We start from the raw sequence: 20,751 nt of genomic DNA, 5'->3' as shown, positions 1-20,751 counted from the left end.
GGCACAGGCCTATGACAGTGCATTTTCATGAAGAAGACCTGCCCGCAGGCGTGCTCGCGCCCGGGCCGATTGCAATCGATACCGAAACCATGGGCCTGATCACCCATCGCGACCGCTTGTGTGTTGTCCAGATCAGCGACGGACAGGGGGACGAACACCTGGTCCGCTTCAAGGTCGGCAGCAGCTACGATGCGCCGAACCTGAAAGCGGTTCTGGCCGATCCCGCCAGGCTCAAACTCTATCATTTCGCGCGCTTTGATCTTGCGGCGATCGAATATTACCTCGGCGTGATGGCCGCTCCGGTTTTCTGCACCAAGATCGCCAGCAAGCTGACCCGCACTTACACCGACCGCCACGGCCTGAAGTATATCGTCGACGAGCTGCTCAGTGAGAATATCTCCAAGGCGCAGCAGTCGAGCGACTGGGGCGCGCCGGAGATCACTGAAGCGCAGCGTGATTACGCCGCAAGCGACGTGCGCTATCTGCACCGGTTGCATGATGTTTTCGTGACCCGGCTGGCGCGCGAAGGGCGGATGGAAATCGCGCAGGCCTGTTTTGATTTTCTACCCACCCGCGCGCGGCTCGATATGGCCGGTTGGCCCGAGCACGACATTTTCAGCCACATGTAAAGGGCAGGCGCCGAGCCAACCATCATGGTCATCAAGCGACGCATCGAAACCGACAAGGCCAAGGAGCGGCGTAACAAGCGCCAGCACTTCGCCGCGCCCGGCGGTTCACATGACAGGCTGGTCAGCTTTCTTGCCAAGGCGCTGCCGATGGGCGTCGGCGTGCTCGCCGCCTTCATGGTGATCACGCCTTTAAGCCCGCGTGGCGAAATCAGTTTCCTGCTCGATCGCAATAAGGTGGCTGTCGTGCAGGACCGGCTGCGCGTGGATAATGCGATGTATCGCGGTCAGGACAACCAGGGCCGACCGTTTTCGCTGACGGCGGGAGAAGCGGTCCAGCGGTCCAGCCGCGAGGGCATAGTGCGGATGGAAGATCTTGTCGCACGACTGCTCTTGTCGGAAGGGCCGGCGCGGATCGTGGCGCCTTCGGGCGCTTATGACATCGACCAGGAAATCGTCACCGTGGACGGCGATGTCAGGATGGTTGCGGCCGACGGCTATCGCATGCGCGTCAGCGGTGTATCGGTCGACCTGCAAAACAGGCGGATGTTCGGCGGCGGCGGCGTCGAAGGCGAAATACCCGCTGGTTCTTTTTCCGCAAACACGATTGAAGTCGATATGAACCAGAGGACCGTGGCGCTCGATGGCAAGGCCCGCTTGCGCATGGTCCCCGGCAAGTTGAGGATGCCATGACGAAATCCACTCTCCGCACCGCAACGCAGAATGCGCTGATCGGTTTTACGCTGACCGTGGCCGCTTTCGCCGGCATCCAGGCTGGCGCGCAAGCCATCGCCGGGCACAATTCACGTGCGCCGGTCAATTTCGACGCTGGCCGAATTGAATTGCAGGATCGGCAGAACCGCGTCGCGCTGTCAGGCAATGTCACGCTGACTCAAGCCGGATTGACGGTCAAATCGAACCGCATGCTGATCAATTACACCGACAGCGGTTCGCTTCAGATTCAGCGCATGACTGCGACCGGCGGTGTTCAGGTCTCGCGCGGCAACGAAGCCGCCAGCGGCGACGTGGCAGTGTATGATTTCAATCGCCGGATCATCACCATGGCAGGCAATGTTCGCCTGCGCCGCGGCTCGGACAACCTCAGCGGCGGACGGCTGGTAATCGATCTTGCGAGCGGTGTTTCGAGCGTCGACGGACGCGCGAGCGGCTCTTCTTCCGTCACCGGCGAAGTGGGCAGCAACAGCGGCGGCCGCGTGACAGGTACTTTCACAGTCCCGCAGGACTGATCGGACGGACCGCGCAGTGGCGCGTCTGGATCGCCTGAAGATCGGTCGGATGCTATTGCGATTGATCGGCAGACCGCAGCACCGCAAGCACCTGCGAATCGAATCCGATTCACAATGGTTTGATATTCTGGCCATGGCGGGCGAGCATCGTCTGATGCCTCTGCTGCACGCGCGGATCGAGCGCGGCGAGATCGACCTGCCGGTACCGCCGCATCACCGGGAGCAACTGCGCATCGCCCATCGGGAAAGCGCGTTGCGCAATCTCGCCTTTCGCTCCGAACTCTATTCAGCAACCGAACTGATGGCGAGCGAAGGCCTGAGCGGTGTCACGCTGAAAGGGGGATGGCTCGCTTGGTACGCCTATCCCGCAGCGGCGGAGAGGCCGATGCGGGATATCGACCTTCTTATGCCGGCGGAACAGGCGCTGGATGCCTTCAATGTTCTGCGCGCAAACGGATATCAGCAGAGTGAAGCGTCGGCGAAGTCGCCCGCAGCGATGATCGAGACCGCCAAGCATCTCCCCCCGCTGATTTCGCCCTCGGGGGTCGAGTTTGAAATTCACATGCACGCGTGGGAGCCGCCCGGTTCGATGGAATGGGGAATGCCGCCCCTGCTCGACGCACGTATCCTGAACCACGCCGGCCCCGGCGAAGCAGGCGATCCCTGCCTCTATCCCAAGCCCCAGCATATGCTGATGCATCTGTGCATTCACGCTGCGTATAGTCACCGCTTCGATATCGGGCCGCTGCTTCTTGCCGATATCGATTTCCTGATCCACCGCGAAACGATCGACTGGAAGAGTTTCTGGCGCGATGCCGAAGAAGGCGGGTGGAGCCGTGGCGCCGCGCTGGTCCTGCGGCTTTACTGGATGTGGATGCGCACCGATATCCAGGTGCTCAGCGCATGCCCGCACATTGCTCCGATCGAGGCAGTTCATTCGGCAGAGGCACTGATGCTGCAGGACCCGTTGCAGCGCCGGAACCTGGGCGTCACCGCTTCGGTCCTCGGCGCCAGCGAGGCCGACGGACTTGGTGGAGGCCTGCAGCGGGTCGGGCAGCGATTGCGAGGCAAGCATCGCGCACGCATTGCGCCGGATGGAGAGAGTTCAGAGAATTTCGCCAACTGGTTCCTGCGCCGGAGCAAAGAGACGCTTTCGGCATTCGGCAACAAGGAATTGCGCGGTGCTGCGCGCCACCACACGGCGGTCGGCCGGTGGCTCGAGCAAGGCGAGGCGTAGACAAGTGACCGGCCCATATTGCCCACGCGAGCCATTCCGCTAGGTCTGAGGGATGGCCAGCGAGACCAAACGTGCACTCATCACCGGCGTTACCGGGCAAGACGGCGCGTATCTCGCGCAGCTGTTGCTCGACAAGGGATACGAGGTGCACGGCATAAAACGCCGTTCGTCCTCGTTCAACACCGGACGGATCGAGGACATTTATCAAGACCCGCACGAGCAGAACCAGCGGTTGATCTTGCATTACGGCGACCTGACCGATGCGACCAATCTGATCCGTATCGTGCAGGAAGTGAGGCCGCAGGAGATTTACAATCTCGCTGCGCAAAGCCACGTACAGGTCAGCTTTGAAACCCCTGAATGGCAATTGTCAAAAAAAGCGGCAAGATCAACTGCGCTTCAAGCAGCGCCTGCCCGTCTGGATAGTCCCCGCGGTAAATCAGGCCGGCCAAGGCAAATCCGGCCAGGATCATCAGGACATCCGAGGCTATGATGGCAATATACGCACGTAGCCTCTTGCGCTCGAGCGAAGGGACTGTCGGCCCAATCGGGTCGTTCTCCACTTTTCTGGCGAATGCCGGCGCGTTCATTGTCACTCCCCGACGCGTCCGTCCTTGTGTGACGGGCTCGAACCGCTTGGTAACAGGCGCGGACTCAGTCGCCTTGCTACGTGGTTTCACTTATCAACAGATGAAAGTTAACCGGCCGTTTGCGATGGGTAGTCAGCGGCGCGGTGCTGCGGCGCGCGCAATCTCGGCAAGTTCTTGAGAAAGAAGCAATTCTGCTGACTGGTTGTTGGCCAGTAGCGCCTGATGCAATGCGACGAGGCGCGCCACAAGCCGGTCGAGTTTTGCTCCGCGCCAGCGGCGGACTTGGACTGAGAGGTCGCGCTCATCCTTCCAGAAGATGCGCCGCGCCCGTTTTTCAGCCTGGATGGTGGCGTTGATATCGCCTCGCGGCCCGATCTTGGCAGATAGCTGCGCGAGCTGCGCGGCACGGCGTTCGAATGCCAGCAAAAGCCCGACCGGATTGATCGCCAGCTCGTGGAGACGCCGTAATTCGGCCTGCAGCTTGTTTAGATCGCCGGCGAGAACAGCGTTTACAGCCGGCATGAAGCCATCATCCTCGGTCTTCGCGCCGATTTCCTCAAGATGCTCTGGATTTACGGTCACAGGCCGTTGCGGCGACGCGTCGAGGAACAGAGCGAGTTTCTCGACCTCTGACTGCGCGAGCCGCACATCAAGGCCCGCAGCACGGGCAACGCGTTCAGCCAGGTCACCGCTGAACTGCAAACCGGCCGTATCGCCCATCGTGCGGACGGATGCCGTCACATCGCGCAGGTCCGGCGGATAGAACATCGCCACCAGCGCATCATCGCGCTTCTCCAGAAGTTTGGCCGTGCGCGACTTGTCTGTCGCCGAAGTCGCGACGATCAGCACCGGACAAGCATCGCCGGTTCCGATCAGGAGATTGCCGACCGCGTCGAGCACTTCATCGCCATTCGCCCGGACGAAGATGTGCCGGGCATCTCCGAAAAGCGATCCGGACCGGGCTTCGTCGCCCAATAACACCGGGTCTTTGCGCAAGTCCGCACCGGCGATTTCGACCCGCTCACCAGGATCGTCCAGCAACGATGTGATGCGAGCTGCTGCTGCCGATGCCCCCGCTTCATCCGGACCGCAAAAGAAGAAGATCGAACAGTTTTGAGCGGCCCGTTTTGCCTGACCGGCAAAGTCTCGCTGACTGGCTTTCACGTCGCAGCCTTCATACCACTGCCATCATTGGGCCTCGCGCAGGACCAGCGCTACCTGTGTCGCAATCCGGCCCGCGACATCCTGCGCCAGATTTTCCAGTGCACGCTCCTCCGCCGCAATCGTGGCATATTCGCTCGAGACGACATCGATGCCCGCATCAGATCCCGCTGTCCGGTCGAGCAGGATATCGCCATTGGCCAAATCGATCAGCTGGAAGCGCGCCCGGAGTATACGACGTTCACGGCCAACCGTGTCGTCGCTCAGGACGCCAAGACCTTCGATCTGATCATCCAGCCGCACGTCGAGGCGATATTGTGGTGTAGCATTCCCGGCCACGCCGAACCGGTCGTTGAGCGCGTTCTGCATCAGCCAGCCCGCCTTGCCCTGAATCGGCGCGACTTCGATCGCCGCAAGTCCCTGCGCCACTTGTCCGCTGCTTCCGCCTGCGTACATTGGCTGCAGTCCGCAGGCAGACAGCGTGAAAACGATAGCAGCAAGGATGAGAGCGCGGATCACGTAACGATATTCACCAGCCTGTCAGGTACGACGATCACCTTGCGTAGCGCGGCCCCGTCAATCGAACGCTGCACTTTCTCGCTGGCGAGCGCAAGCGCTTCAAGTTCGTCCTTCGGGAGTCCCTTGGCAACGGTGAGGGTATCGCGCAGCTTGCCCTTGTGCTGGATCGCGATGGTCACTTCGTCATCGACCAGCAACGCGGGATCGACCGCGGGCCAGCTGTCTTGCGCGACCAGCTTCGTGCCGAGGTTGAACCGCGCACGCGCTTCTTCCGCCAAATGCGGCATCATCGGGCCGACAAGGATTGCCAGTTTGCGGATCGCGTCCGAACGGCTCGCTGAAAGCTCGGCCTTCTCGATCGCACCAGTCAGTTCGTAGATCCGCGCGACCGCCTTGTTGAACGACAGCGCTTCGATATCCTCCGCGACGGCGGCGACGGTCTGGTGGACCTTGCGGTCGAGCGCCTTGTCGTGGTTCGCATCAGCGCCAGCACCGCCATTTCCGATTTGTGCAAACAGGCGCCAAAGGCGCTGGACAAAGCGCCAGCAACCTTCGATTCCCGCTTCAGACCACGGCAGATCGCGTTCGGGCGGGCTGTCGCTGAGCATGAACCAGCGTACCGCATCAGCACCGTATTGGGCGATGATGGTGTCTGGATCGACAACGTTTTTCTTCGACTTGGACATCTTGATGACCCGGCCGATCTCCACCGGTTGCCCATCCTCTTTCAGCGTCGCACCGTCACCCGTGCGGTCGACTTCGCTCGGCATGAAATAGGTTTCGCGACCTTCGACGACCCGCGAGTAGGTCTCGTGCGTTACCATCCCTTGCGTGAACAGCGAGGCGAAGGGCTCCTTCACGTCGATCATGCCGCAATGTGCCAGGGCGCGGGTCCAGAAGCGCGCGTAGAGCAAGTGGAGGATCGCATGCTCGATCCCGCCGATATACTGTTCGACCGGGAGCCATTTGGCGATCTCTTCGCGGTCAAACGGCTTGTCGGGCGGCTGGCTGGCGAAGCGGAGAAAATACCACGAACTGTTGGTGAAGGTGTCTAGTGTGTCGGTCTCCCGTTCGGCCTTGCCGCCACACGACGGGCAATCGACATGCTTCCACGAAGGATGGCGCAAAAGCGGGTTGCCCGGGGTCTGGAAATCGACATCTTCCGGCAGAGTGATTGGCAGGCTTTGCTTCGGTGCAGGAACAACCCCGCATTTTTGGCAATGAATGAAAGGGATCGGTGTACCCCAGTACCGCTGGCGCGAAACACCCCAGTCGCGCAGGCGCCACACGGTCTTGCCTTCGCCCCGGCCCTGCTGTTCGATCCGGCGAATGATCTCGCGCTTGGCGTCTTCGACCTCCATCCCGTCGAGAAAGTCGGAGTTGACGATCACGCCGTCACCAGCCTCGGCTTCGCCATCGAAAGGCTTACCTGCTTCTTCGACGCTTGCTGCGACGACGCGCGGGATCGGAAGGCCATATTTGGTCGCGAAATCGAAATCGCGCTGGTCGTGGCCCGGCACCGCCATGATAGCTCCGGTGCCGTAATCCATCAGCACGAAGTTCGCGATGTAGACCGGCAGGTCCGTCCCGTTGAAAGGATGCTTCGCGGTGATGCCGGTGTCGAACCCGAGCTTCTCCGCAGTTTCGAGTTCGGCAGCGGTCGTCCCGCCCTTCTTACACTCGGCAATGAACGCCTGCGCCTCATCGCTGTCGATGCCCTGCGCCACTGGATGATCTGCCGCCACCGCAACGAAGCTGGCGCCGAAGATCGTATCGGGCCTTGTGGTATAGACCGGCAGATTGCTACCGTTCGACAGGTCGAAGCTGAATTCGAGACCCTTGGACTTGCCAATCCAGTTTTCCTGCATCAGCCGGACCTTTTCGGGCCAGTCCTTGAGGCTGCCAAGTCCGTCGAGCAATTCCTCGGCAAAATCGGTGATCTTGAGAAACCACTGGTTGAGCTTGCGCTTCTCGACTTCTGCGCCGCTTCGCCAGCCCTTGCCGTCGATCACCTGCTCGTTGGCCAGCACGGTCATGTCGACCGGGTCCCAATTGACCTCGCTTTCCTTGCGATACACCAGACCCGCTTCGTACAGGTCGAGGAAGAGCGCCTGCTCGTGGCCGTAATATTCTGGATCGCAAGTGGCGAATTCTCGCGACCAGTCGAGCGCAAAGCCGATGCGCTTGAGTTGCGCTTTCATGTTGGTGATATTGTCACGCGTCCAACCGCCGGGATGGACGCCCATTTCCATCGCCGCATTTTCTGCCGGCATGCCGAATGCATCCCAACCCATTGGATGGAGCACCTCGTGCCCGCGCATCTTCTTGTAGCGCGCCAGCACGTCTCCCATGGTGTAGTTGCGCACGTGGCCAATGTGGATGCGCCCGCTGGGATACGGGAACATCTCTAGCACGTAGCTCTTGGGCTTGTCTGAATTGCTATCGGCTTCGAAACAGCGCGCTTCGTCCCATGCGGCTTGCCACCGACCGTCGGCCTGCGACGGATCGAATCGATTCTCGGTCATGTCGCCCCTGTTAGGGATAGAGGAATCAGGAAGAAACGGCTTGCCTGCGCAGTTCGCGCGCCTTGGTGAGGATTATATCCTCCAGCTTCTGTACGGTAGCGGCCTGAACCGGAGCTTCGACCCATGTCTGGCCCTGAAGGACCTGGCGGCTCGCGGCAACGCGCAGGGCATCGGCGCGCAAATCCTGATCGAGGATCGAGACGGTTAGCTTCACCCGTTCACGCGGGTTCTGCGGATTGGCGTACCAATCCGTTACGATCACTCCGCCCGCGCTATCGGCCTGAAGCAGCGGTGCGAAACTGACAGTTTCAACCGAAGCACGCCAGAGATAGGAATTCACACCAATCGTTGTGACCTGAGAAGCAGCAAGATCTGCAATCGGACGTTCGCGCCCTCCGCAGGCTGCAAGACTGGCCAGTGCGGCTGTCGCCATGATGGTGCGTCCGGTGAAACGCGCGAAGCGGCTGTGTGATGACGTCATGGTTTTTCGGGTTCTCTTTCCTGCTTGCCCTGCCTCTAATCGCGCCAGCCCCGAGCGGCAAGGCCCGAGAAGAATGGCACCACAGCAAAAAGCCCGGGCGATCGCTGCACCCTGCCGTTTGCAACTTAATCCTGGCTGAAGCGCAATCCAGAGTGTGGACCGCTGGCAACACATTCTCATCGCTTGCAAAATGAGTGCCGGAATCTCTGGTATTGGGCCGAAGCGAGTCGTAACATTGCGACTCGGAGCAGGACTTTTGGGCACGCGGTCATCCGCCGTTCAGTCGCAAAATGCTTCACAGGGGAAGAGGTAGCGCAACGAATCATGGCGTGGAAACTGAACAGGATGGCAAAAGCCAAGACGGGCGCCGCGCTTAGCGCGGTCGCTGCGCTTGGCCTCGTGCTGCCCAGTTCCGGCCTCGCGCTACCCTCGCTCACTTCAACCGATGGCGCTTCGTTCGGCGTGTTTACGCCAGCTACGGTAGATCCGCAGCTGGCACGCCGTGTGTCCGAAAGCATCCGCAAGAAGGGTATGGCCGCCCGTTTTACACCCGCCGGCACCAAAGCCGGTGAAGAGCGGACAGTCACTGTCGCTGTTCGTGTCGATGAAGGGGCCGCCCGCGCGATTTCGGTGCGCACTGCGACCGCCGCTGCGAAGAGCGCGCCGGGCCTTGGCTCGGGTCTGTTGTCATCGACCCGGTACAATCTCGGTATCGCACGTGGTTATCAAGGCTTTGCCAAGACGCCGAGCCTGCCGGAAACCGTCAGCCGCATCGACATGCCAGATCTCGCCGACTTCGAACCATCGCGCGGGTCTGCCGCCGACAAGCCGAGTCGTTTCCAGCCGCGCCTTTCGCTTGAGAAAGAAGAGCGTATCGGGCGCTCACCGCGTTCGCTCGATGCAGCGGGTGAACAGTCTGTCGACCTTGGTGGCGCTTACCGCATTACGCGGAATCTCGATGTGACTGCGGGGGTCCGCCTATCGCAGGATCGCGATCGCCTCGACCTGTTGGCCGATGATGCGCAAGACAGTCAGGCGGTTTATGTCGGGACGCAGTTCCGCTTCTAATTCGGCGCTCCATGTGAATTCGTATTTCAAGCCCCGCTTCGGCGGGGTTTTTCTTTGCCTGACGTGACCGCTCGCCTAAGGCTTACGTAACGTAAAAGCGAACGAGAGGATTGGGTTCATGGCACGAGTGGCAATTGTAACTGGCGGCACACGCGGTATCGGAGAGGCCATTTGCCAGCGGCTCAAGCGCCAGGGTCACACCGTTGTGGCGAACTTTGGCGGTGACGAGGAAAAGGCGAAGATATTCACGAACGAAACCGGCATTCCGGCCTACAAATGGGATGTGGGTGACCATCAGGCCTGCCTCGATGGCTGCGAGCGCGTAGAAGCCGAGCACGGCCCGATCGACATCGTGATCAACAACGCGGGGATTACCCGCGACGGTACGCTGCACAAGATGAGCTTCGACGACTGGAACGACGTGATGCGCGTCAATCTCGGCGGGTGCTTCAACATGGCCAAAGCGACGTTCCCCGGAATGCGCGAGCGCAGCTGGGGCCGGATCGTCAACATCGGCTCGATCAACGGCCAGGCCGGACAATACGGCCAGGTCAATTATGCCGCTGCCAAATCAGGCATTCACGGCTTCACCAAGGCGCTGGCACAGGAAGGTGCGAAATTCGGCGTGACCGTCAACGCTATCGCGCCCGGTTACATCGATACGGACATGGTCGCCGCCGTGCCCGAGCCGGTGCTGCAAAAGATCGTCGCCAAGATCCCGGTCGGCCGCCTCGGCCACGCCGAGGAAATCGCCCGCGGCGTTGCGTTCCTGACATCGGACAATGGCGGCTTTGTGACCGGTTCGACCATGAGCATCAACGGCGGCCAGCACATGTATTGATGGAGCGCCCATGGCACCACCATATCACCCGCCGGTCAAACGCTCGGTCGAGATCGCCGGTCACAAGACGTCGATCAGCCTCGAGCCGTTGTTCTGGGATATGCTTCGCGCCGCGGCCGAAGCCGAGTCCGTGCCGATCAACGCTCTGGTCGCGCGTATCGATGAAGAGCGCATAAAGTCACCCACACCTCCGGGTCTGGCGAGCGCCGTCCGGCTTTGGGTGGTTGCCAATATGAAGCGGGGTGACACTTGATCTCTGACAGACTGGCTCAGTTCACTGTTGAGCAGCGCCTCCGATCCCGCTTCGCGGAACGGGGCGGCGAAGCCGCCAGGGCGTAATCACTCGTCGCCGACACGCTCAATGTCAGCGCCGACCAGCTGCAGCTTTTCTTCGAGCCGTTCGTAGCCGCGATCGAGATGGTACAGGCGGCGAACCTGTGTTTCACCTTCGGCTGCCAGACCCGCAATCACGAGACTCATCGACGCGCGAAGATCCGTGGCCATGACTTCCGCCCCGGTCAGCCGTTCGACGCCCTTGACGATTGCGGTGCGCCCCGTGGTTTCGATGTCCGCCCCCATACGGTTGAGCTCCGGTACATGCATGAAGCGGTTCTCGAAGATCGTTTCAGTCAGCACGCTGGTACCTTCCGCCTTGGACAGCAGCGCCATCAACTGGGCCTGCATATCTGTGGCCAGACCCGGGAACGGTGCCGTGGTCAGGTCGACCGCCTTGAGTGGGCCATTCGCGGCAACGCTGACTCCGTCCTTGTCGCTTTCCACCTCGACACCGATGGTGCGAAGCGCCTGCAGGGAAGAAACCATGTCCTTCGCCTCGGCACCTTCCAGCCTGACTTCGCCGCCAGTGATCGCTGCCGCGCAGGCATAGGAGCCCGCCTCGATCCTGTCGGGCATCACCTTGTAGGTTGCTCCGTTGAGTTTCCTGACCCCATGGATCGTCAGGTCGGATGTCCCGATCCCTTCGATTTCGGCGCCCATAGCGGTCAGGAGATTGCACAGATCGACAATTTCAGGCTCCCGCGCAGCGTTGGTCAAACGGCTCGTGCCATTCGCAAGGACAGCGCCCATCAGGGCGTTCTCTGTCGCTCCAACCGAGACGACCGGGAAGTCATAGTCGCCCCCTGGCAAGCCGCCGTCGGGCGCGCTCGCTTTGACATAGCCTTGCGCCAGCTCGATTTCGGCACCAAAAGCTTCGAGCACTTTCAGATGCAGATCGATCGGACGGTTGCCGATCGCACAGCCGCCGGGCAGCGAGACGGTCGCTTCGCCTGCACGCGCCAGCATCGGCCCGAGGACAAGGATGGAGGCGCGCATCTTGCGGACCAGGTCATATGGCGCGACGCTCGAAGTCAGGCGAGAGGCTTCGAATGTCACCACCCTGCCGAATTCCTCGGGCCGCTTCCCGCGGATCGAAACGGATGTGCCGAACTGACCCATCAAATGCTGGAAGCCATCGATATCGGCCAGCCGCGGCAGATTGCGCAGGGTCAGGGGCTCTTCCGTAAGCAGCGCGCAAGGTATGAGCGTCAGCGCCGCATTCTTTGCGCCGGAAATCGGGATAGTCCCTGACAGGCGATTGCCGCCGCGTACGATGATTTTGTCCATGGAAACGCGTTTAGCCGGATTCGCCGGAGTGGCAACCATCACGCTTGTCCGATCCATGGTGGCCGGTTGACGCTCGCATGACAGCGGCCGATAACTGCGCGCATGAGTCACAAACCGATCCGCAAAGCTGTGTTCCCCGTTGCCGGTCTTGGCACGCGCTTCCTTCCGGCCACGAAAGCCATACCGAAAGAGCTCTTGCCGATCGTCGACCGGCCCCTGATCCAGTACGCCGTCGACGAAGCGCGCGAAGCGGGGATCGAGCAGATGATCTTCGTCACCGGACGCGGGAAGACCGCCATCGTCGAGCATTTCGATGTCGCCTACGAACTGGAAGACACGATGAGCGAGCGCGGCAAGGACCTCGGCGTGCTCGATTCGAGCCGCTTCACACCGGGCGATATCATCACCGTCCGCCAGCAGGTCCCGCTGGGCCTTGGTCATGCGATCTGGTGCGCGCGCGCCATTGTGGGTAACGAGCCGTTTGCGATTTTCCTGCCCGATGAACTGATGATCGGCGATACCAGCGGTTCGGGGGCGGGCACCGGCTGCATGAAACAGATGGTGGATGCCTATGCTGATGTCGGCGGCAATCTGATCAGCGTGCTCGAAGTGCCGGAAGACGAAGTCTCGAGCTATGGCGTGATCGACCCGGGCAAAACGAAGGGCGCGTTGACCGAGGTCAAAGGGCTGGTCGAAAAGCCGCCGATTGCGCAAGCGCCTTCGAACAAGATCATCTCGGGCCGTTATATCCTCCAGCCCGAAGTCATGCGAACGCTGGAAGGCCAGGGTAAGGGCGCAGGCGGCGAGATCCAGCTAACCGATGCGATGGCGAAGATGATCGGCACTCAGCCGTTTCATGCGGTGACTTTCGCCGGGCGCCGGTTCGACTGCGGCAACAAACTCGGCTTCGTCGAAGCGACACTGGCGCTGGCGCTTGAGCGCGAAGACATGGGCGCAGAAGTGCGCGCGATGGCACAGCGTTTACTGGGCTAGATCTGGCCGCTGCAACGACCGGGAGTGGAACACGATTCGTGCATTTCGAACCCGTGACTTTTCATTAAATCCGATGTTTTTCAACGATTTATGGCTGGTTTTATTGCGACACGTGTGACCTTTGGGCAAATGTGTGTGCCACTCAGGCAATCAGTGAACCGCGTGGCCTTTTGGGCAAGCTGACAATGGGAAAGAGCACGCAGAAGTTATCGTGCAAATCGCTTGTAGGACAGGCGAATGTCCGACTCTGGGGTGGGGTACGGAAGTTCAACGTAGCCAATACCTGAACACAAACGGTTGGTGATGCTAATTCTTTGGTTTCCACCAAGCCCAAGCGATAAGCCAAAAAGCGAGGAGGAAAAAGAAAATCGCCGGAAACTCAAAATAGTCCCCCGGGTACGTACCCCAGCCGTAACAATCGTAAGCGCAATTAGCTGGCGGAATTACACCGAACACCTCTTGCATTGTTTCTTCGTCATGGCCGCCCCAAGCCATGGACCATTGGGCCAGCCTCACCGCATGCATCATATGCAAGATTGCCGCCGCCAAAAGCAAAGGAAGTGTAGCGACGAGCCGCCAGTCTCTTTTCATGCTTGCAGCCTCGCATAGATTGACGACGTCTACAATTGGGTCGGCAACAGCTCCTCCCAAATCCGTCGCAGGCATCCACCAAAAAAGAGCGCCGCGCTGTGTAGGCGCGGCGCTCCCGGCTGTCTCAAGCGGGTTTACGCATCTCCATCACCCTTGGGCTTCGTCAGCCTGGCGGCGGGCTCCGCTTTTGGAGCCGGTTCCGCCTTTTTGGGCTTGGCCTCCTCTTTGGGCGCAGCCTTGGCCTCTGACTCGGCGCTGTCAGCGATCATGGCCGTACCCTTGGCAAGGTTTTCCAGCGAGCTGCCGTCCAAACCCAGTTCTTTCATCAAGCCATCCAGAACCGGCGCCTGCGCGCGGTAAGCCAGCGCTGCGGAAACGGCATCGGTGGCGAGATTGCCTGAGCCGCCGCCGGCACCTGCGGCACCGGAGTTGCCGCCCGAGCCGCCATTGGTAAGCCCGTCCACCTGGACGATTTTGATCGAGTCGATTGCTTCCATAGGCTTCGCGCTTTCGCGGATGACTTCGGGCAGGACCTTGAGCAGCGCCATTTTGGTCTGCAGGCTGATCTGGTCCATCGACAGGATATTTGCCGCTTCGTTGATCGCGCGCTGACCGGCTGCCTCCACTTCGAACCGGACCCGTGCGGCCTCTGCGCGAAGCTTTTCGGCTTCGGCCTCACCCGATGCTTCGAGCCGTGCGGCTTCAGCGCGGTTGGACGCGGCATCCTTCTCGGCCTCGGCATCGACGCGGATCTTGATCGCGTCGCGCTCGGCCTGTTTGGCCGCTTCGATCAGTTCGATCTTCTTCTCGCGTTCAGCGATCTCGCTTTCACGCGCGGTCGCAACCCGCTCTTCGGCCTCGACCGCCTTGGCGCGTGCATCATCCGCTTCGGCCTTGGCCTGGCTTTCCTCGCGTGACTTGTTCTGCACTGCGATCTGCTGTTCCTGCCGGGCGATTTCCAGCGCGCGGACCTGATCGATCCGGGCTTCCTCGACCATTCTGTCAGCTTCGATCTGCTGGGCATCGACCTGCTTTTTCGCTTCGATCCGGGCGGCATCGGCCTCGCGCTGACGCTCCGCCTGTTCACGGGCTATCTCGGACATCTGGCTGGCGCGGCGCACTTCGACTTCGCGTTCCTGCCCCAAGCGGGCGTATTCGGTGTCGCGGCTGATCTCGAAGGACCGGGCGTCGGCTTCGAGGTTCTTGGCCTCCATCTGCACGCGTGTGTCCTGCTCGATATCGTTGCGCAGTTTCTTGCGCGCTTCGATCTGTTCGGTCAGCTTGGTCAGACCTTCGGCGTCGAACGCGTTGTTCGCGTTGAAATGCTCGATACTCGTCTGGTCGAGACCGGTCAGCGAGACCGATTCAAGCTCAAGCCCGTTCATCGCCAGATCGCTGGACGAAACCTGCTGCACTTTCTGGACGAAATCGGCCCGTTGTTCATGCAGCTCGTTCATTGTCATGCCAGCCGCAACCGAGCGCAGCGCATCGACGAACTTGCCTTCGACCAGATCCTTCAGCGCCTCCGGCTGCATCGTGCGGTGGCCCAGCGTCTGCGCGGCCATGCCAATTGCTTCTGCATCGGGCTTCACACGGACGTAGAATTCCGCCTTTACGTCGATCCGCAGACGGTCGAGCGTAATCAGCGCTTCGCCATCGCGCCGGATGACCGACAGCACCAGCGTGTTCATGTTGACCGGCATCGTTTCATGAAAGACCGGCAGCACCAGGGCGCCGCCATTCATCACCACTTTCTCACCGCCCACACCGGTCCGCACGAAAGCGGTTTCCTTCGATGCACGGTGGTACAGCTTGATGAGGAATATGAAGATCGCAAGGACAGCAACTGCCCCTGATACGATCATGACTGTTCCGGTGTTTAGCAGGTCTTCCATTTCTTCTCCTTGTGAACAAACTGCGATGAAGCTGTGATCAGGTCGTGGGCGCAAGCCTGCGCTCAGCCACTGCCGTGGCGTAGAATAACTGTCGTTCGCGGCGGACGAGCAGCACCTCGTCGCCTTCGAGCATTTCGCTCGCATCTTCGTGCGGCTCGACCATCACGTGATGAACATGGCCGTGGCGATCACGCACACTGGCCCGTGCCGGCGAGCCGCGTGACGCGCGCCCGGTCGACAGGATCGCCCGCCGGCCGACGAGGCTGTCGAGGCCGACGGCGCTGGTCTCGTCCTGCGGCATGATCCGCCCGAGTGGACGCACCAGCGTCGCTGTCACCGGCAAGGTCGCGACAAGCGCCAGAACCGATGCCAGCAACGGGTCGAACGGCGCCCCCAGCAAGCTGTCGGCAAGACCCTGAATCCCGAAACCTATGCCGGCAAACAGGAACAGGAACGCCACGAGCCAGACGAAGAACGGCACCTGCCCGATGCCGAGCAGCGTCGTCAGAGCTCCGCCCATTCCGGCAGCACCCGACGCATCGAAATCGGCCTCCAGATCGACATCCGTGTCGAAGAAATCCCCGACTCCGACGATCTGAAGCAGCGCGATCACGAGCATCACTCCGAGCGCAATCGCGAACGGCATATTGTAATCCGCGAGCCACGTCATAGGCGAACTCCAGCAGGCGTGCCGAACAGATCGACCGCCTTGAAAACATCGTGTTTTTCCATGTCAATTATGTAGCAGAAATCATGGTGATCCGGTAGGAAAATCGGACCGGCGGATGCCGGTTTTCGGAGCGCGGCCAGAGTTTTCCCGCGCTGATTACTGCAGCGTCAGCCCGCCATCGACGACGAGTGTTTGACCAAGGATGTAAGACGCAAGAGGTGAGGCGAGAAACAGTGATGCACCGGCCATCTCCGATGGTTCGCCCATCCGCCGCAGCGGAATACGCTTGAGCGCTCCTTCGAGCCGCTCAGGATTGTCGGTCGTGACCCTGGTCATCTTGGTGGCAACAAACCCCGGAGCGATCCCATTGACCCTGATCCCCTCACGCGCCCATGCAGCAGCAAGATTGCGCACCAGCGCAATGGCGGCAGCTTTCGATGCGCCATAGGCCGGGTTCCCGATGGTCGCGTGATAGCCCGCAGTGGAACTGACGATCTGAAGCGAGCCACCGGCCGCGCCGAGAGCGGCGCGATGCTTGCGGGCGCAGTCCATGACCGAATTGAGATTGACCTGGACGACCCTGTCCCACCCTTCACGCTCGAATTCCGCGCGCCCATATTCGACCGCGCCCTGGCACAGCACGCACACATCCAGCGACGCGTAGACAGGGGCAGCATCGACCTGCGCAGGATCGGACACATCGACCTGCGAATAGTGCAGTCCGCTGAGATCGGACCCGGCTTCGTCGGCATAGTCCGAAGCGGACCGCCGCGTGCCCCAGACATGGACTTCGGCTCCCCTCGCGCGGAACGCTTGGGCAATGCCATTGCCGATCCCGCTGGAGCCGCCGACCACCAGCACAGCCTTGCTGGCGAAATCGAGCGGGTCGCTCATGATGTTGCCGGTTCTGCGGTGATCCTGAGCGGGAGCGTCTTGAGCCCGCCGACAAAGGTCGATTTCGAACGCGCATACTCGCCCGCGAGTTCGACTGACTCGATCCGGTCGAGCAACGTTTCGAACAGGATGCGCATTTCCAGACGTGCCAGGTGCAATCCGAGGCATTGGTGCGCACCGGCCCCGAAAGCGAGGTGGCGATTGGGGCTGCGCGCCGCATCGAACTGGCGCGGATTGTCGAACACGCCCGGGTCGTGGTTCGCCGCGACATAGTTGATCATCAGCCAGTCACCCTTGGCAATCGCCTGCCCGCCGATTTCGGTATCTTCGGCTGCCGTGCGCATGAAATGCTGCACCGGGCTGGTCCAGCGGATCGCCTCCTCGACAATCCCCGGCAGTAGCGAGCGGTCGGCCTTTACCCTGGTCCATTGCTCAGGATCCTGCGCCAAGGCGAGCATCGCACCTGCGGTGCTGGCAGAGGTCGTATCGTGGCCCGCAGCGGCAACGATGATGTAGTATCCCATCATGTCGCGGTCGTTGAGCGGTTCACCGTCGACCACCGCATTTGCGATAGTGCTGGCCACGTCACCGGTCGGGTTGGCGCGTTTCTCTGCTGTCAGCTTGGCGAAATAGGCCTCGAAGTCCCGCACCGCTCCGGCCACGATCTGAGTGATCATCTCCGGCGGCAGGTCTTTCATCCCGGACTGGTTGAGATCTTCGTCGGAGCCGCCGAACATCTGCTGTGTGAGAGTAAGCATGCGCTGCTCATCTTCCTCCGGCACGCCGAGTATTTGCATCACCACATGGAGCGGATAGGGCTGCGAGACGAGCTTGCAGAAATCGATTTCCGATCCTGCTTCCAGCATCCGGTCGACCGTCGAATGCGCGATTGCCCGTATTTCATCTTCGATCCCGCGCAGGTTCTTGGGCATGAACCAGTCCTGCGTCAGCTTGCGATACTTCATGTGAACGGGCGCATCGAAGGTGACGAGCGAGGCGACCATATGCTCGCTTCCGCCGCTGAACTGCTTGGCGAACTCGATTCCCTCGGTCAGCGAGAAAACCACCGTTCGCGGGTTGTTGAGGAATGTCGCATTGTCCTTCGAAATGCGCATCACATCATCGTACCGCGTCACCAGCCAGAATGGCGGATGGACGAACTCCTCATCGGCTTCGACCCACGCAATCGGCGTCTCTTCGCGCAGCCGGTCGAAGGTGTCGAGCAGCGGATCCCATGCAGCGTAGCTTTGCGGGTCGATCACCGCCCGGGCCGTTGCCGGATCGAGCACCGGCTTGCCGAGCGCTGTCATTGCTCTGCCGCTTCCGCCTTGGCGGCGAATTCGTCCCGCAGTTCACGCTTGTAGAGCTTGCCGTTCGCCTCGCGCGGCAATTCAGGCCGGAAATCATACAAACGCGGCAATTTGATCCGCGACAGCTGACCATCGAGGAAATCGCGCAGCTCATCCTCCAGCGCAGCACCCGCATCGGCCATGTCCAGCGGTTGGACCACTGCGACAACCTTTTCGCCCAGATCGGGGCATGGCGCACCGATCACTGCCGCATCCATCACCTTGTCGTGCGTGATCAGGAGGTTTTCGATCTCCTGCGGATAGATGTTGACCCCGCCCGAGATGATCATGTGGCTCTTGCGATCGGTCAGGTAAAGAAAGCCGTCCTCGTCGAGATGACCGATATCGCCGAGCGTCATCCAGCCCTTGGGATGCATCGCATCGGCGGTCTTGCCCGGATCGTTGTGATAGGTCGGCAGGATATCGTTCTCGAAATAGATCAGTCCGTCTTGCCCGGTCGGCACCTCTTCGCCGTCGGGCCCGCAGATATGCAGCTTGCCGTATATTGTCGGGCCGACCGAGCCGGGATGGGCAAGCCAGGCTTCGCTGCCTGTCATGGTCATGCCGATGCCCTCTGATCCGGCATAATATTCCAGGATGATGGGGCCCCACCATTCGATCATCTCGCGCTTGACCGGGATCGGGCACGGAGCCGCCGCGTGCATCGCGCGCTGGTGCGACGAAAGATCGAATTTCGTGCGCACTTCTGGCGGGAGCTTGAGCATCCGCACGAAATGCGTGGGCACCCATTGGCTGTCGGTGACCTGATACTTCTCGATCATCCGGAGCGCGTCTTCCGGATCGAATTTCTCCATCATCACGACCGTGCCGCCGAGCCGGTGGACGCATGAACACCAGCCCATTGGCGCTGCATGATAGAGCGGTGCCGGCGACAGATAGACCATGCTCCCATCGCTCGGCATGCCTGCACCCATCGTGGCGAGGGCGATCAGCGGGACCGGGGCCGTCACAGCCGGATCTTGCGGCGGCTTCGGGCGCACGCCTTTCGGCCGCCCTGTGGTGCCGGAACTGTAAAGCATCGCGAGCCCCGAGGCCTGGTCTGCGATTGGTTCAGCGGGCTGCGCGGCGAGCGCTGCTTCGAAATCTTCCTCGCCTGCGCCGCCAATCACCAGGATCGGCAGGTCGGGGCAGGCTTCGCGGATACCGGGCAAGACGTCGTCGAACTTGCGCGAAGTTATGAGCAGCTTCGAGCCGCTGTCTTCAAGGATATAGGCGATCTCGGGCACGGTCAGCCTGGTCGAGATCGGCACCATCAGGCAACCCGACCGCTGAGAACCCCAGATGATATCGAAAAAGCGCGGGTGGTTCTCGAGCAATACACCGTAGGCATCGTCCGGCTGCAGTCCCCGTGCGCGCAGAAGATGCGCAAACCGGTTCGCCGATGCGTCCATTTCACCGTAGGTAATGGTTTCGCCGCTTCCGCCCATGATGACGGCCGGATGATCTGGCTTGGACTGCGCGTGCAGGATCGGGTGCATAGTCGAATCTCTCCCTTCGGGCCTCTGTCGGGCCGATTGGTTGTGAGACGAAACCTACCGTTCCTGCCAGTTGCGGCAAGCAAAAAGGGCGCCGGATCGCTCCGCCGCCCTCAGCTTTGGCCGCTAGCGACCAATATGTTGGCAGGATTATTCCGGGCCGCCCTGGCCGCCGGTGCCACGGTCCAGCGCGTAAGCCTGCTGGGCATCGCTTTCCACCATGTAGGGGATCGGATTGACCGCTTTGCCATCGACGCGCACTTCATAATGCAGGTGCGGCCCGGTGGAGCGGCCAGTGGAGCCAACAAATCCGATGAGCTCGCCTTTCTTGATCTGTTGACCGGCAGAAACGTTCAGGCGCGACAGGTGGGCGAAGCGCGTCTGCAGTTTGCCGCCATGCTCGATCGAGATGTACAGGCCGTAGCTGCTGAAGCGATCGGCCCGGCTCACCACGCCATCAGCGGTCGCATAAACCGGCGTGCCGGTAGGAGCGGAAAGATCCACGCCTTTGTGCGAACGGCGGCCGCCGAGCACGGGATGGGTCCGCATGCCATAGTCACTGGTGAGGACCGAATTATCGAGCGGCATACGCGAAGGCACAGCAACCGACACGGCAGCCTTGGGTGCCCGACGATCTGTCGCACCATCGAGCGTTTCCCACTGCGTGAAAAGCTGGCTGAAGTCTTCATCGCCGCCGGTTATACCTGCCTGGCCAGCTTCCTTGACCGGTGCGGTGATATCAGCAGCATTGGCTGCACTGGTATTGGCGAGAGCTGGCTGCGCTGCGAGTGAGGCAAACCCCACGAGCGCAATACCTATCGCCTTCGCAGCGCGTGAAATCGTGTTAACTACCAATGACCCGTCCTTATGTTTTTTGCCCGATCCCGCGGGCCGTCATGCGACAATTTTTTATCGTCACGGAACCTTTTGTGACGATGTGTATTG

20 protein-coding genes and 1 pseudogene are annotated in these 20,751 nt (G+C 61.0%); 9 read left to right on the top strand and 12 right to left on the bottom strand.

Annotated elements, in window-relative coordinates:
- Positions 1-11 precede the first annotated feature (11 nt).
- From E0502_RS07035 to E0502_RS07015, 5 genes and pseudogenes are all read left to right on the top strand, one after another.
- Positions 12-629, top strand: a complete 618-nt coding sequence (locus E0502_RS07035; RefSeq protein ID WP_137677186.1) for a ribonuclease D — start codon at positions 12-14, stop codon at positions 627-629.
- 24 nt (positions 630-653) lie between these two features.
- The gene (locus tag E0502_RS07030) at positions 654-1,319 is read left to right on the top strand and encodes an LPS export ABC transporter periplasmic protein LptC (RefSeq protein WP_137677185.1); all 666 of its coding nucleotides are present in this window, start codon (positions 654-656) and stop codon (positions 1,317-1,319) included.
- A complete protein-coding gene (locus E0502_RS07025) occupies positions 1,316-1,873 on the top strand; it encodes an LptA/OstA family protein (protein WP_137677184.1) in 558 nt (185 codons plus the stop codon). Before E0502_RS07030 ends, E0502_RS07025 begins: the two co-directional genes overlap by 4 nt.
- 49 nt (positions 1,874-1,922) lie before the next feature.
- Entirely contained in the window at positions 1,923-3,110 is a 1,188-nt protein-coding gene (locus E0502_RS07020) for a nucleotidyltransferase domain-containing protein (protein WP_275668358.1), read from the top strand.
- 52 nt (positions 3,111-3,162) lie between these two features.
- Positions 3,163-3,492, top strand: a pseudogene (locus E0502_RS07015) (GDP-mannose 4,6-dehydratase); the annotation flags it as partial.
- Positions 3,493-3,832: 340 nt separating this feature from the next.
- On the opposite strand, the gene holA reads toward E0502_RS07015, so the two are convergent.
- Genes holA through E0502_RS06995 form a run of 4 tightly spaced genes read right to left on the bottom strand, consistent with a single transcriptional unit; the run spans position 3,833 to position 8,386 of the window.
- Positions 3,833-4,864, bottom strand: a complete 1,032-nt coding sequence (holA, locus tag E0502_RS07010; protein ID WP_137677182.1) for a DNA polymerase III subunit delta — start codon at positions 4,862-4,864, stop codon at positions 3,833-3,835.
- A gap of 24 nt (positions 4,865-4,888) precedes the next feature.
- Positions 4,889-5,380 (bottom strand): LPS assembly lipoprotein LptE, encoded by a 492-nt coding sequence (gene lptE, locus E0502_RS07005; protein ID WP_420813482.1) that lies wholly within the window; start codon positions 5,378-5,380, stop codon positions 4,889-4,891.
- On the bottom strand, positions 5,377-7,905 hold the full coding sequence (gene leuS / locus E0502_RS07000) for a leucine--tRNA ligase (protein WP_137677181.1): 2,529 nt from the start codon (positions 7,903-7,905) through the stop codon (positions 5,377-5,379). Before leuS ends, lptE begins: the two co-directional genes overlap by 4 nt.
- Before the next feature lie 25 nt (positions 7,906-7,930).
- A complete protein-coding gene (locus tag E0502_RS06995; RefSeq protein WP_137677180.1) occupies positions 7,931-8,386 on the bottom strand; it encodes a DUF3576 domain-containing protein in 456 nt (151 codons plus the stop codon).
- A 345-nt stretch (positions 8,387-8,731) separates the two neighbouring features.
- Here E0502_RS06995 and E0502_RS06990 point away from each other — a divergent pair, with 345 nt between their 5' ends.
- From E0502_RS06990 to E0502_RS06980, 3 genes are all read left to right on the top strand, one after another.
- Positions 8,732-9,454: a hypothetical protein gene (locus E0502_RS06990; RefSeq protein WP_240048896.1), complete on the top strand. Its 723-nt coding sequence runs from the start codon at positions 8,732-8,734 to the stop codon at positions 9,452-9,454.
- A gap of 118 nt (positions 9,455-9,572) precedes the next feature.
- Positions 9,573-10,295, top strand: coding sequence for an acetoacetyl-CoA reductase (gene phbB / locus E0502_RS06985; RefSeq protein WP_137677178.1), 723 nt, complete (start codon positions 9,573-9,575; stop codon positions 10,293-10,295).
- A gap of 10 nt (positions 10,296-10,305) precedes the next feature.
- Positions 10,306-10,548, top strand: a complete 243-nt coding sequence (locus E0502_RS06980) for a ribbon-helix-helix domain-containing protein (RefSeq protein WP_137677177.1) — start codon at positions 10,306-10,308, stop codon at positions 10,546-10,548.
- An 86-nt stretch (positions 10,549-10,634) separates the two neighbouring features.
- Here E0502_RS06980 and murA read toward each other — a convergent pair whose 3' ends face one another.
- Positions 10,635-11,918, bottom strand: coding sequence for a UDP-N-acetylglucosamine 1-carboxyvinyltransferase (gene murA, locus E0502_RS06975; RefSeq protein ID WP_137677176.1), 1,284 nt, complete (start codon positions 11,916-11,918; stop codon positions 10,635-10,637).
- A gap of 102 nt (positions 11,919-12,020) precedes the next feature.
- Between murA and E0502_RS06970 the strand changes: the two genes are divergently transcribed.
- Positions 12,021-12,911, top strand: coding sequence for a UTP--glucose-1-phosphate uridylyltransferase (locus E0502_RS06970; RefSeq protein ID WP_137677175.1), 891 nt, complete (start codon positions 12,021-12,023; stop codon positions 12,909-12,911).
- Positions 12,912-13,217: 306 nt separating this feature from the next.
- On the opposite strand, the gene E0502_RS06965 is transcribed toward E0502_RS06970, so the two are convergent.
- The 7 genes from E0502_RS06965 to E0502_RS06935 all read right to left on the bottom strand — a co-directional run bounded on the left by E0502_RS06965 (position 13,218) and on the right by E0502_RS06935 (position 20,661).
- Complete coding sequence (locus E0502_RS06965; protein WP_137677174.1) at positions 13,218-13,502, bottom strand: hypothetical protein; 285 nt, start codon at positions 13,500-13,502, stop codon at positions 13,218-13,220.
- 134 nt (positions 13,503-13,636) lie between these two features.
- Positions 13,637-15,367, bottom strand: coding sequence for a flotillin family protein (locus E0502_RS06960; RefSeq protein WP_420813490.1), 1,731 nt, complete (start codon positions 15,365-15,367; stop codon positions 13,637-13,639).
- Positions 15,368-15,434: 67 nt separating this feature from the next.
- The gene (locus tag E0502_RS06955) at positions 15,435-16,067 is read right to left on the bottom strand and encodes a YqiJ family protein (protein WP_137677172.1); all 633 of its coding nucleotides are present in this window, start codon (positions 16,065-16,067) and stop codon (positions 15,435-15,437) included.
- A 156-nt stretch (positions 16,068-16,223) separates the two neighbouring features.
- Positions 16,224-16,961: an SDR family NAD(P)-dependent oxidoreductase gene (locus tag E0502_RS06950; RefSeq protein WP_137677171.1), complete on the bottom strand. Its 738-nt coding sequence runs from the start codon at positions 16,959-16,961 to the stop codon at positions 16,224-16,226.
- Positions 16,958-18,271 carry a cytochrome P450 gene (locus E0502_RS06945; RefSeq protein ID WP_137677170.1) on the bottom strand — a complete coding sequence of 438 codons (1,314 nt, stop codon included), beginning with the start codon at positions 18,269-18,271 and terminating at the stop codon, positions 16,958-16,960. Before E0502_RS06945 ends, E0502_RS06950 begins: the two co-directional genes overlap by 4 nt.
- Complete coding sequence (locus tag E0502_RS06940) at positions 18,268-19,809, bottom strand: acyl-CoA synthetase (RefSeq protein ID WP_137677169.1); 1,542 nt, start codon at positions 19,807-19,809, stop codon at positions 18,268-18,270. Before E0502_RS06940 ends, E0502_RS06945 begins: the two co-directional genes overlap by 4 nt.
- A gap of 147 nt (positions 19,810-19,956) precedes the next feature.
- On the bottom strand, positions 19,957-20,661 hold the full coding sequence (locus tag E0502_RS06935) for a M23 family metallopeptidase (RefSeq protein WP_240048895.1): 705 nt from the start codon (positions 20,659-20,661) through the stop codon (positions 19,957-19,959).
- Between the last annotated feature and the right edge of the window lie 90 nt (positions 20,662-20,751).

It is taken from the genome of Parerythrobacter lutipelagi (assembly GCF_005434975.1).
Classification (GTDB): domain Bacteria; phylum Pseudomonadota; class Alphaproteobacteria; order Sphingomonadales; family Sphingomonadaceae; genus Parerythrobacter_A; species Parerythrobacter_A lutipelagi.
Note: the sequence above shows the minus strand (reverse complement) of the source record. Positions and strands in the feature narration are given on the sequence as shown.

Coding starts and splice junctions, on each gene's coding strand:
- E0502_RS07035 (WP_137677186.1), top strand. CDS start 12: ATGACAGTGCATTTTCATGAAGAAGACCTGCCCGCAGGCGTGCTCGCG.
- E0502_RS07030 (WP_137677185.1), top strand. CDS start 654: ATGGTCATCAAGCGACGCATCGAAACCGACAAGGCCAAGGAGCGGCGT.
- E0502_RS07025 (WP_137677184.1), top strand. CDS start 1,316: ATGACGAAATCCACTCTCCGCACCGCAACGCAGAATGCGCTGATCGGT.
- E0502_RS07020 (WP_275668358.1), top strand. CDS start 1,923: ATGCTATTGCGATTGATCGGCAGACCGCAGCACCGCAAGCACCTGCGA.
- leuS (WP_137677181.1), bottom strand. CDS start 7,905: ATGACCGAGAATCGATTCGATCCGTCGCAGGCCGACGGTCGGTGGCAA.
- E0502_RS06995 (WP_137677180.1), bottom strand. CDS start 8,386: ATGACGTCATCACACAGCCGCTTCGCGCGTTTCACCGGACGCACCATC.
- E0502_RS06990 (WP_240048896.1), top strand. CDS start 8,732: ATGGCAAAAGCCAAGACGGGCGCCGCGCTTAGCGCGGTCGCTGCGCTT.
- phbB (WP_137677178.1), top strand. CDS start 9,573: ATGGCACGAGTGGCAATTGTAACTGGCGGCACACGCGGTATCGGAGAG.
- E0502_RS06980 (WP_137677177.1), top strand. CDS start 10,306: ATGGCACCACCATATCACCCGCCGGTCAAACGCTCGGTCGAGATCGCC.
- murA (WP_137677176.1), bottom strand. CDS start 11,918: ATGGACAAAATCATCGTACGCGGCGGCAATCGCCTGTCAGGGACTATC.
- E0502_RS06970 (WP_137677175.1), top strand. CDS start 12,021: ATGAGTCACAAACCGATCCGCAAAGCTGTGTTCCCCGTTGCCGGTCTT.
- E0502_RS06965 (WP_137677174.1), bottom strand. CDS start 13,502: ATGAAAAGAGACTGGCGGCTCGTCGCTACACTTCCTTTGCTTTTGGCG.
- E0502_RS06960 (WP_420813490.1), bottom strand. CDS start 15,367: ATGATCGTATCAGGGGCAGTTGCTGTCCTTGCGATCTTCATATTCCTC.
- E0502_RS06955 (WP_137677172.1), bottom strand. CDS start 16,067: ATGACGTGGCTCGCGGATTACAATATGCCGTTCGCGATTGCGCTCGGA.
- E0502_RS06950 (WP_137677171.1), bottom strand. CDS start 16,961: ATGAGCGACCCGCTCGATTTCGCCAGCAAGGCTGTGCTGGTGGTCGGC.
- E0502_RS06945 (WP_137677170.1), bottom strand. CDS start 18,271: ATGACAGCGCTCGGCAAGCCGGTGCTCGATCCGGCAACGGCCCGGGCG.
- E0502_RS06940 (WP_137677169.1), bottom strand. CDS start 19,809: ATGCACCCGATCCTGCACGCGCAGTCCAAGCCAGATCATCCGGCCGTC.